This is a genomic window from Burkholderia sp. BCC0506, assembly GCF_902833145.1.
Lineage (GTDB): Bacteria > Pseudomonadota > Gammaproteobacteria > Burkholderiales > Burkholderiaceae > Burkholderia.
The window spans coordinates 559,428-569,188 of record NZ_CADFEN010000005.1 but is presented as its reverse complement, the minus strand read 5'-3'; the positions used below and the strand labels follow the sequence as shown (position 1 = coordinate 569,188).

At 59.3% G+C, this 9,761-nt stretch carries 13 protein-coding genes; 9 read left to right on the top strand and 4 right to left on the bottom strand.

Annotated elements, in window-relative coordinates; genetic code table 11:
• Window positions 1-136: 136 nt before the first annotated feature.
• The gene (locus HWX62_RS33085) at window positions 137-2,029 is read left to right on the top strand and encodes a hypothetical protein (RefSeq protein WP_244136043.1); all 1,893 of its coding nucleotides are present in this window, start codon (window positions 137-139) and stop codon (window positions 2,027-2,029) included.
• Between the two features lie 2 nt (window positions 2,030-2,031).
• Complete coding sequence (locus HWX62_RS15010; RefSeq protein WP_175932495.1) at window positions 2,032-2,235, top strand: hypothetical protein; 204 nt, start codon at window positions 2,032-2,034, stop codon at window positions 2,233-2,235.
• Here HWX62_RS15010 and HWX62_RS15005 read toward each other — a convergent pair.
• Window positions 2,225-2,956, bottom strand: a complete 732-nt coding sequence (locus HWX62_RS15005; RefSeq protein WP_175932496.1) for a class I SAM-dependent methyltransferase — start codon at window positions 2,954-2,956, stop codon at window positions 2,225-2,227. The genes HWX62_RS15010 and HWX62_RS15005 overlap by 11 nt on opposite strands.
• A 170-nt stretch (window positions 2,957-3,126) precedes the next feature.
• On the opposite strand from HWX62_RS15005, the gene HWX62_RS15000 reads away from it, so the two are divergent.
• From HWX62_RS15000 to HWX62_RS14985, 4 genes are read left to right on the top strand one after another with little or no spacing between them, the layout of a single operon-like run.
• A complete protein-coding gene (locus HWX62_RS15000; RefSeq protein ID WP_006495243.1) occupies window positions 3,127-3,309 on the top strand; it encodes a hypothetical protein in 183 nt (60 codons plus the stop codon).
• Window positions 3,302-3,799 (top strand): lysozyme, encoded by a 498-nt coding sequence (locus HWX62_RS14995; RefSeq protein WP_175932497.1) that lies wholly within the window; start codon window positions 3,302-3,304, stop codon window positions 3,797-3,799. The genes HWX62_RS15000 and HWX62_RS14995 overlap by 8 nt, the downstream gene beginning before the upstream one ends.
• Entirely contained in the window at window positions 3,796-4,344 is a 549-nt protein-coding gene (locus HWX62_RS14990; protein ID WP_175932498.1) for a hypothetical protein, read from the top strand. Before HWX62_RS14995 ends, HWX62_RS14990 begins: the two co-directional genes overlap by 4 nt.
• Window positions 4,341-4,817 (top strand): DUF2514 family protein, encoded by a 477-nt coding sequence (locus HWX62_RS14985; protein WP_175932499.1) that lies wholly within the window; start codon window positions 4,341-4,343, stop codon window positions 4,815-4,817. Before HWX62_RS14990 ends, HWX62_RS14985 begins: the two co-directional genes overlap by 4 nt.
• 25 nt (window positions 4,818-4,842) lie before the next feature.
• On the opposite strand, the gene HWX62_RS14980 is transcribed toward HWX62_RS14985, so the two are convergent.
• Together HWX62_RS14980 and HWX62_RS14975 are read right to left on the bottom strand one after the other, a co-directional pair.
• Entirely contained in the window at window positions 4,843-5,268 is a 426-nt protein-coding gene (locus HWX62_RS14980; RefSeq protein ID WP_208458649.1) for a hypothetical protein, read from the bottom strand.
• Between the two features lie 58 nt (window positions 5,269-5,326).
• Window positions 5,327-5,818, bottom strand: a complete 492-nt coding sequence (locus HWX62_RS14975; protein ID WP_175932501.1) for a hypothetical protein — start codon at window positions 5,816-5,818, stop codon at window positions 5,327-5,329.
• Window positions 5,819-5,926: 108 nt separating this feature from the next.
• On the opposite strand from HWX62_RS14975, the gene HWX62_RS14970 reads away from it, so the two are divergent.
• Window positions 5,927-6,274, top strand: a complete 348-nt coding sequence (locus HWX62_RS14970; protein WP_175932502.1) for a ribonuclease E inhibitor RraB — start codon at window positions 5,927-5,929, stop codon at window positions 6,272-6,274.
• Window positions 6,275-6,307: 33 nt separating this feature from the next.
• Complete coding sequence (locus HWX62_RS14965) at window positions 6,308-6,979, top strand: SOS response-associated peptidase family protein (RefSeq protein ID WP_175932512.1); 672 nt, start codon at window positions 6,308-6,310, stop codon at window positions 6,977-6,979.
• A 5-nt stretch (window positions 6,980-6,984) separates the two neighbouring features.
• Here HWX62_RS14965 and HWX62_RS14960 read toward each other — a convergent pair whose 3' ends face one another.
• Complete coding sequence (locus HWX62_RS14960; protein ID WP_175985166.1) at window positions 6,985-7,890, bottom strand: DUF6236 family protein; 906 nt, start codon at window positions 7,888-7,890, stop codon at window positions 6,985-6,987.
• 415 nt (window positions 7,891-8,305) lie between these two features.
• On the opposite strand from HWX62_RS14960, the gene HWX62_RS14955 reads away from it, so the two are divergent.
• Entirely contained in the window at window positions 8,306-8,665 is a 360-nt protein-coding gene (locus HWX62_RS14955) for a hypothetical protein (RefSeq protein ID WP_175985165.1), read from the top strand.
• Window positions 8,666-9,761: the final 1,096 nt, after the last annotated feature.

Sequence of the window (9,761 nt, the reverse complement as noted above, 5' to 3'; positions counted from 1 at the left end):
GCCCAGTGCCTGAAGTGCCTTGCGATCGAGCAATTGCCTCTCCTGACGTCCTTAAAGTCAGGCGTCAGGTTACGCAATTGCTCTCAAACCCTCCACGGTTTCCTGCGATGAACCTTTTTTTATGCTCGGAGCATTGATGGCAACGAACGACTTTCTCGTGTTCGGTGGAGGCAGCTCCCCGAACGTTATCGACCAGGCGACGTACGCGGCGCTGTCGGCCCGTCTATCTGGATTTCAATCCGGCACCGCGTTGTCGGCGCAGCTCAACAAGGTGTGGCGCCAGAGCTCGATCATGGCTGCCGTGCTCGCACAGTTCACGGCGAACTTCTCCGGCCAGAACTCAGTCGACGACGGCTCGACGGCGACGCTTCTGACAAACCTTCAGGCCGCGATCAATGCTGCAGGGATCACGGCCCCGCAGTTCGACAGCAGCATCAAGCAAGCGACGACCGCCTTCGTTCAACGGGCGCTTGGCAATTTCCAAGCCTTCTATTCGTTCAACACGACCCCGCAAAACCTGACGGCCGCTCAGGCGGGTAGCTTCATCGTGTATTTCGGATCCTCGACCGGGACGTTCAATCTTCCGGCCGAATCGGGAGTTCCTGCTGGCGGGGCGTTTTTGATCCAGAACATTTCGTCGGCAACGTTGGCGATCAATCGGTCGGGATCTGACACGATCATTGTCGGTGCGTCGACAGTCACGAGCCTGACGCTTGGCCCGGGTGATTCGGTTCTGCTGACCGGCGTCAACAACAGCTCGCAATGGACTGCGACTGGTGCGGCTCAACTCCCGTACGCCTCCGTAATGTCTGGTCCGAATTTCACAACTGCGGCACAGTTCGACAGTTCGACCAGGCTCGCAACGACGGCGTTTACGCAGCGTGCGCTTGGTAATTTCAGCGGATTTTCCGCGTTCAATGCAAACACGACTCTGACCGCCTTCTACGCCGGTCAGCTTATTCAGTGGTACGGGGCATCCGGTGGAGTGATTACGCTTCCTTTCGGATCGACGATGCCTAGCGGCGGCGCTTTGACATTCGTGAATTTTGGAAGTGGGCCGATCACCGTAGCAACTCAGGGATCTGATTTCATCTGGTCCGCCGGGAATGTCCAGCCCGTGACATTGCAGGTCGGAGACTCGCTCGTACTGGCTTCGCGCAATAGTACTGAATGGGACGTTGCAGGTGGTACGGCAGCTATTCAATTCACGCAAGCCCGCGGCGTTACCGCTGCGCAGTTCGATAGCAGCACTCGTCTTGCAACCACGGCATTCGCGCAGCGCGCATCCGGAGGCGTAGTTGGGGAAGTTCGAAACGCGAGCATGAACGTGTCGTCAGCGAGCGCGTTGGCAACGTTCACGGCCGACGAGATCGTTGTCGAAACGACGCTTGGCGGCGGGTTCTTCCGGCTGGCTGGGTTCAACAAGACAATCAACCTGGCCACGACCGGCGCGGGTGGCATGGACACGGGCAGTGCCCCGACGTCAGGCTTTGTTGCGCTGTATGCGATCTACAACCCGACGACGCAAACGTCGGCGCTGCTGGCAACGAACGCAGCGTCGGCCTTGGCGCCGAGCGTGTACGGTGGCGGCAGCATGCCGAGCGGATACACGGCGAGTGCGCTGCTGACCGTCGTGCCGACGAATTCGAGCAGCCAATTCGCTCCCGTGTTTGTTCAGGATCGGAAGGTAAACATCCTGCAATACACCGCTCTGAGCAGCAGCTCGTCGTCAGGGTTCACGAATACGGCGCTCTCGATCGCGGGAGGCGTTCCGCGAAACGCGAAGCGCGTTGGCGGCAGCCTTTCGCTGAGCAACTCGACGGCCGCCAACTCGGTGTGGGTTTTCTATGCGACAAGTTCCGGAGCCGGCCCGCAACAGTATTCGATAAATACCACGGGCAGCGGCGGTAACCTCTTTGGGTTCAGCGGGCTTGATTTGAGTGCTGCGCAAACCATGCAGTACGCATTGCTCTCGATCTCTGCCGGCACGTGCAGCTACATCGTCTACATTTCAAGCTACGAGATCTAACAATGGCTTCCATCTACGTGCAGTACTCCGACAGCACCGAGAACAAGATCGTCGGATATTTCGGGTCGCCGCAAGATGAGGCGACCTTTCCCAATCAAGGGACCGTCGATGCGAGCGACGCAAGGTGGGTGGCGTTTTATGCAACGATTCCCACGGTCGACCAGCCGAATTTCCCTGCGCCGGAGAGTAAACCGACTAGCGTTTAATCAGGAAGACATCCTGGTGGTTGTCCCAGCCACCAGGGCGGTGCTCGATGATCGTGAGATCGTTCTCGCGGCAAACGTCATGCACCCAGCTCGTGGGGATCATCGCTATGCCGTAGCTGTTGCCGATATAGTCGACCGTCTTCGCCTCGAGCGAATGATCGTCGCGGTAGTTCACGAAGCCGTAGTTCCCAGCGTCATATGAGCCGATCAAGTGCTCACGCGCCTCATCACCGACCTGATAACAATCGCCGGCCCCAAGCAGTTCGCGCGATCTTTCTCCATGCGTCGTGACGACGGCAACACCGCCGGTGCGTAGCTTCGCGAAGAAGTTGCGCATGACGGTGCGAGCATTGATCTGAGATAAATGCGTGACGAGCGATCCGAGAAGCGCGACGTCGAAGCAGTGCGGTTCGATGTTAGCGAACTCGTAGACCGGATCAGTCACGTAGGCACCGCGCACGCCGAAGGTCGAGACGCAGTAGTCGACAGCCGGAACCATGATGTCTGCGACAAGGATCGATTCAGGGGCGAAGTGCTTCACGAGCTGTCGCGTTACGCGGCCGTATCCGCACGGCAGCTCAAGCACTTGGGGCGACGGAGCACCGCTCAATACGGCAGCCTCGCATGCGAGATCTGACAGCTGTTCTCCGACCGAATGATAGTGCTCGGTAGAGCCGTGGAACATGTCGTCGTTAGGATGGATTTGAATGGTTTCGACCATGGACGCCTCGAATTCGTTCTTTTGCAACAGTGATCTTACCGTAATGCATTTCCGGTTCGCTTTTAGCCGTGGCAGTAGGTTGGTGACGAGGGCCATCATTGGCGAATGACGTGCAATGCGTTCGCAACAATTTAAGGCGCCTTCGGGCGCATTTTCATTTCGGGGACTCGATGAAGAACGATCTCGCGGTGAGCGCTGCCAAGGCGGCGCCGGCGGTGGGAAGCAATTTCTGGCTGTGGCTGACCGGCCACGACATCAACTGGTGGGTAGCCGTCGCGACGATCGCGTACATCGGGCTGCAGGCGTACTACCTGGTCAAGAACAAAGGGAAGAGGGCATTGCTCGATGGCTAACGTACCGAAGAAGACACTGGCGGGTGTTGTGGGGGCTGCTGCGGCAGCCCTTCTTTTTTCCATGGTCCCGAAGTTCGAGGGGCTCGAGCTCGTCGCGCGGCCCGACCCGATCGGGATTATCACCGCGTGCTACGGCGACACGAAGGACGTGCGCGCTGGCCAGCGCTTCACGCCCGACGAGTGCCGCGCGCGCCTCGAGCAACGGCTGATCGAGCACGCCGAGCCGGTGCTGAAGTGCACGCCCGGTCTGAAGGGCCACACGTACCAGCTCGCGGCCGCGGTGAGCTTCGCCTACAACGTCGGCGCGGGCGCGTACTGCGGCAGCACTACGGCGCGCCGATTCAACGCGGGCGACTGGAAGGGCGCTTGCCGCGCGATGAACGAAGCGGACAACGGCCGGCCGCAGTGGGTGACCGCCGGCGGCCGCGTGCTGCCCGGCCTGGTGAAACGTCGCGCTGAAGAGCGTGCCCTATGCGAGCGCGGCCTATGACGACCACGAAAACACACGAAACGCGACGCACGCTCGCCGAGGACGTTTTCTACCCCGATCACGAGCCGCGCGCCGAATCGCCGACCTTCCGCGCGAGCAAGCGTGCGATGAAGGCGGCCGGCGGCTACGTCTGCGCGGTATGCGGCGACGACAAGGCCGTCGAGTCGCATCACCGGTTCTTCGAGTGGGCGTTCTCGCATGCGATCGACTGGAAGTGGATCCGCGGCGTCGCGCTGAACCAGGTGGACACGATGTTCAGCCACAAGCTGCAGCGCGTCGTGCCGATCCCGCGCCAGCACCCGATCTGGGACGTGATCAAGCTGACGCAGGGCTTCGACTGGGAGGCGTTCGACCCGGCCCGGCCGGAAGCATTCGTCGACTCGACCTACAACCAACTGCTGCTGTGCGCGCTCCATCACCGGGGCAAGGACCACGGCCGACACGAGGAAAGCGATCCGGTCTGGAGCGTTCAGGCGTTCCTGCTGCCGGGCTTCGTCTACTCGCCGGACGAGTTGAAGCAGCTGCATGCGAAGGAGCGGAAATGACCTGGTTCGATCCCCGTGTCTGGCTCGCCGTCATCGTGGCGGCCATCGTTGGCCTGGCCGGCGGTTACTTCAAGGGGCACGCCGACGGCGTGCGTACGACTACCGCCGCAGCGCAGAAGGCGCAGCTCGACGCCGTCGCGGCCGCGCGCACGGAAGAACAACGCCGCACCGCGGCGCAATCGGAGATTGCAAACGATGCGAACCAACAACGCACTGCCGCGCTCGCGGATGCTTTTGCTGCTCGCGCTGCCGCTGGCAGCCTGCAGCAGCGTGTCGACCAGCTCGTCGCAGCCGCCCACCATCCCGCCGCTGCCGCCGGAAGCGCGGCAACCGGCGACGCCCTCGATCTGCTTGCCGACGTGCTCGGCCGGGCTGACGAGCGCGCGGGCGAGCTGGCAGAATACGCTGACCGTGCCCGCATCGCCGGCCAGCAGTGCGAGCGCGACTACGACGCGCTGACGGCGCCGAAGTGAAGGCGCTCAGACGCCCGGTCGGGGGCTAGTTGGGCGGTTCGATGTAGAACCCGCGCGCCGTCAGATCCATCGTGACGTCGCTGAACGAGTCGAAAATGTCGTATCCGCATTCGACGTACGTCGTCTTGGAATCGAACCGGAGTTCCTCTATGTTGCGCTTCCACGTGAGCGGCAAATCAGTCGAGTGCCCAGGATCGAAGTGGGTGACGCTCAGGTACGGCGGACGAATGCCGCGAGGCGGATACTCCGAGCGTAGTACGAGCTCGACGTTCACGACGACATGGTGTTCCGGGATGCGGTCCGCGTAACGCAGCAGGTAGGCCCGCAGCGAATGGCCGTCCTTCCGGTCCTGCGCCGAGGCGAACCCAAACCAGTCGTCGTCTGAATCGCTGAATTCTTCCTGAATCGTGCGCATGTCGATCTCCAGTGCGGCGAGCGTCCAGAATGCCACAGGCGCGTCGCTAGGTCGGAACGGTCGCGAAATCGTCCCAGCCTCTTAAAGCCCCGTACTACCGCATCCCGGCCCGCCGCATCTCCTCGCGCAGCAGATGCATCAGCCGATGCAACTCACCCTGCGCGCCGGCAAGATCGCCTTTGTTTGCGACGTTCTTGTCGGTATAGAGGTACCACTCCTCGATGCGCTCGAGCGACTTCCTCAGCGCACGGATTTCGAGGATTAACCACCGTACCTGAAGGTCCGTGTACTCGCGCCATAGGGCGCGCAGCTCGGCGTCGGTCGGGGCATCGAATTCGGGCACCGCAGGCCGCAGTTTGAACCGCGGATCCGTCAGTGGGACGCGGTTGCGATCGATCCTGGTCGCCTCGATGGGTGCGGATGTACTGAGGAACACCGACCGCGGGTCCTTGTCGATCCAGAACTCAAATTCACGTTTCGTGAGCTCGATCGGGGTCCTCAGGCGGTTCTTCTCGCCCTGGAATCCGTACTCCCAGATGTAGGCCCACTGCGGCTTGATCACGGCAGAAATACTGTATAAAAACACAGTGTATCCTGCCGTGAGGAGGCAAAGTCAAGCCGCAGAAATAGGGAGCGGATGTTTCGGTCGAGGGTGATACGATCAGATTCGATTCGAGAAAATGGGGCCTCGACCATGTCGACTATCGCAACGCTGATGGATACTGCCGTGGCCGACGTAGAGCTCCTGCGTGTGCTGGACGCCGACGGGGACGATTTCAGCATTCCTCGGGACGTTGAATTTCTGCTGCGCGGTACATCGGCGGAGAAGACATCGCTCGTTGCTAGCTTCATCAATGACCACCAGTACGGCCGCGCGTCCGCCGATCATCAATCAGGAGAAATTTATCGCGTCTTGGTGGTGATTAATATGCCGATCCAACAGCACAATATCTTGTCCGTTTCCGGTTTCATGGCATGCCTGAGCATGCTCTACGGTCTGGAGTATGACGGGTGGGGGTGTCTTGCCCAAAGGCGCCACTGAGCACAGCACGTATCATTGGAGGGCATCTCCGAGATGTGCACGAATTACGTCGCGCCGGGCGAGGATCCGGGTCTGAGTGAGCTCAAGATCAATAGCTTCCGCGACCTGTATCGCTGGAGGCCGTGGAAGCCCGAGATCTACCAGGACTACGACGCGCCGATCGTCGGCTACGTCGACGGGCAGTTCACGCCGCTGATCGCCAATTTCGGCTTCTGGCCGCGCGCGCTCCAGAAGGCCAACGTCGAGAAGGCGAAGGAGCAGGGCCGCAAGCCGCCGATCATGCGCAGCACGATGAATGTGCGCGACGACAACCTCGGCAAGTCGCCGCTGTACGGGCCCGCGTGGCGCGCCGGGCGGCGGTGCCTGATTCCGGCGAAATGGATCTACGAGCCGAACTGGGAGACGGGCAAGCACGTGCGGTACCGGATCGGGCTGGCCGGCTGGCGGCCGCTGTGTGTCGCTGGCATCTGGCGCACGCTACAGCGCCCGGACGGTACCGACCAGCACACCATGGCGATGATCACGGTCAATGGCGATGAGCACCCGATCATGAAGCACATGCATCGGCCAGGCGACGAGAAGCGGTCGGTCGTCATCTTGCGGCCCGACGACTGGGAGGAATGGCTCACCACGTCTAACGTCGAGGCGGCGAGGGTGATGCTGCAGCTATACCCGGCGGACGATATGGCGGCCGAGCCAAAATAAATAGGCTATCGAAGCTCCTCATGGGCGCGATAGGCGTATCGGAATGGGCTCATCGGCCGCTTAATCGTGCGAAGTGAAAGATCCGCCTTCAATTCCAACGAGCAGGCGGCGCCTGCAACTCCTGCCGCAACAATTGCTGCTGGCATTCCATAAGAGATTCCAGCAGCCCATCCGGCTCCAAACGCCGGCACAAGGGTTCGCATGCCAAGGCTGACAGACGCCTTGATATTTGATAGGAGCACCGGGAACCGCCATTCACGCCCAAGTTTGAGTAGGTCGGCGCATGCAGAATCTATTGATGCGATGTGTTTTGCCAAGGCCACGGCATGATCTTCGGCGGATTCAATGTCCGACACAAATGTGTCCAGCTCGCGGCGAAGAACCAATAATTCGTCGCGACGCCTTTCCCTGAATTCCAAGATCTCATTTAGCGGGACGTCTACAGTGGGGATAGGAATCGCGCGGTGTAATTCGACATATGCTCCGTTGCCGACCTGCATGGTCGACGCCGTTAGAATCAGGGAGTTTTCGCCTTGAGCAATTGCCCACGCACCCGGGTCCCGATCGTTGAGATCAGCAAGCGCTTGCATCTGGGCCCGCGCCAGTACGTCGCCAATGGCCCCATTGAATTCGTACATCGGTCTCGATAGAACTCCTGCTCCTTCGAGAAATTCTGCGTCCGGCCCACCTGGGAAACTGACGGCCCTGGTAGTGGGCCATGCCAATTTCTCCCAAAACAAAAGTGCGAACCTCAATTCTTGGGGGTCGAGCATCGAACTCTTAGTCAAGACATGTCCCTCTCGAACTTCCATAGGACAAGAAATTACGATTCCGCGTGACTGAGATTGAGCGTTTTTTGGAATATGCCCGAACGTCGGGTCGTTCAGTTTTCTATACTTGGCTTCGCCCATGGCTCTCCATCCCCGTTCAGCAAGGTCGATATTACGTCGCTGCGTCTGATTTTCGCCGTTCAGTTTAGCATCGGTGCGTCGCAAACAACCAACGGGCGGCAGTGTTGACACTCGGCTCGCATTTAAGGTGCAATTAGCGCGTCGAAGATGATGGCAGGCGTGGTCGGCGTTATGTAGTTTTGTGAGGCGACATGGCCACTCAGAGCTGAGGTCGGTGGCTGACACGCGAGATGCGGACTGTCGGGCCATACTGAAGCGTTATCCGACTGACGGGACCGTGTCCCGATCGGATCCGTAGTGACATTCCTCCCATCCAAGCGTAGTGTTTCGGGCAGGCGAGCGCAAGCAACATCGAGTATTCAAATGCGCTACCAACACAAGTCGAACACTCAGGATCAAATGACCGGGGAAGATCATGAAAGACACTACACGCGCGCGCGTTGCTGCGGCAGTGGGAGCTGCGGCGCTTCGGAAAAACGTGACATCGGTCTACGACTATTCGTCAGGAGGATATAAGAGCATTTCTGCCAGTGTGGGAAATGGCTCCCTGAACGGGTATGACTACACGACGTCAAGTTACTTCACGGGAAGTAGTGGTACCTCGCTGGATTTTTACGACTACCACAACTCGAAGCATGTACAACTGAACCTGAAGAACAGCAGCTTCGATGGGTACGACTACGATTCTGGGAGGCACTTCAGTGGTACGGTCAACGGGAACTCGATTTTGTTGTACGACTACGAAACGAGCAAATACTACAACTATGTTGTTTGACTCGTGTCGGAGGTTTCAACCGAAGCTCAGATCCGGATTCACGAGACGGCGATGACTCAGCCGTCGAAGGCTGTTCAGAACACATAGGTAAGTGCTTGATTGTTATGGCGGCAAGATGCACACTCTGGCGGGTACTTTCCCGCCAAAATGTGCACTCAACCAATTGAATTCACAAGAAAAATCGCCGAATCGTCCAGCATATTTGATTGAAACGTGTTCTAGTTCTCGATGTAGTCGGCGCGGATTCGCGTCGATGAGGAGCGCGAAGCCAAGCTGGGCGGCGGCGCCGCCGTCGGACGTCTAGGCCACGCATGCGAGGCTGCTGCAGCTTTAGCCGGCGGACGACATGGCGGCCGAGCCGGCGGGAGCGGAATGAGGTGAAGTTCTCTGGAAGATGAGGAATTTTCGCTACGCCAGACAAGGCTCTCGCGACACCACATATTCCAATGTTCTTCTCCAACCCCATGAAATATAAGAAAAATGTATAAGGATTGTGATTCCTGTCGTCGTGGGTTCGAGTCCCATCAGCCACCCCAACAAATTCAAGCAAAAAGCCCGGTTCATTGAGCCGGGCTTTTTGCTTTCTCGCGTTCGAACACAGCCAATGTGTTTTAGTCGGCGCGTCCGTGGCGAAGGGTATCCGCGTATTCAATGAATCAACTGGATCCCGTCTAGGCCTCGCGCTTCAAAAGAACGATTGCGTAAAGCGCACCGAGACGACTCGCTCCGGCGAGATGACTTCGCTACCGAATATCGGACCTCGGACGAGGCGAGACGAACGGGTGTCGAACTCGGGCGCGCATCGTGCGCGGTATGGACCGATAGCGCCGCAGGTTCATGGATGGCGGAGGGGGCGAAGCAGGCGCGGCGTGCTTCGTGTCGCGTTTTCGTGTCGTTGCGATGACAACGTTCGGGCCGGTTCTCTGCAACGTTCCAATTTTGCCTAAGGTTCCTGCGCGCCGTGCCGTTATCTTTTATGGACAGCCCTCGTGCCTCGAATGCTGATCCGTTTTCTTGCCTGCTCGCGCCAAACGCGAGCAGGCTTTTTTCGTTTACGGCCGCTCATGAGCGGCTGATTGGCGGAATCGAACAGGGT

Excerpts from the sequence above, each read along its gene's own strand:
- HWX62_RS33085 (WP_244136043.1), top strand. The coding sequence starts at position 137 with ATGGCAACGAACGACTTTCTCGTGTTCGGTGGAGGCAGCTCCCCGAAC.
- HWX62_RS15010 (WP_175932495.1), top strand. The coding sequence starts at position 2,032 with ATGGCTTCCATCTACGTGCAGTACTCCGACAGCACCGAGAACAAGATC.
- HWX62_RS15005 (WP_175932496.1), bottom strand. The coding sequence starts at position 2,956 with ATGGTCGAAACCATTCAAATCCATCCTAACGACGACATGTTCCACGGC.
- HWX62_RS15000 (WP_006495243.1), top strand. The coding sequence starts at position 3,127 with ATGAAGAACGATCTCGCGGTGAGCGCTGCCAAGGCGGCGCCGGCGGTG.
- HWX62_RS14995 (WP_175932497.1), top strand. The coding sequence starts at position 3,302 with ATGGCTAACGTACCGAAGAAGACACTGGCGGGTGTTGTGGGGGCTGCT.
- HWX62_RS14990 (WP_175932498.1), top strand. The coding sequence starts at position 3,796 with ATGACGACCACGAAAACACACGAAACGCGACGCACGCTCGCCGAGGAC.
- HWX62_RS14985 (WP_175932499.1), top strand. The coding sequence starts at position 4,341 with ATGACCTGGTTCGATCCCCGTGTCTGGCTCGCCGTCATCGTGGCGGCC.
- HWX62_RS14970 (WP_175932502.1), top strand. The coding sequence starts at position 5,927 with ATGTCGACTATCGCAACGCTGATGGATACTGCCGTGGCCGACGTAGAG.
- HWX62_RS14965 (WP_175932512.1), top strand. The coding sequence starts at position 6,308 with ATGTGCACGAATTACGTCGCGCCGGGCGAGGATCCGGGTCTGAGTGAG.
- HWX62_RS14960 (WP_175985166.1), bottom strand. The coding sequence starts at position 7,890 with ATGGGCGAAGCCAAGTATAGAAAACTGAACGACCCGACGTTCGGGCAT.
- HWX62_RS14955 (WP_175985165.1), top strand. The coding sequence starts at position 8,306 with ATGAAAGACACTACACGCGCGCGCGTTGCTGCGGCAGTGGGAGCTGCG.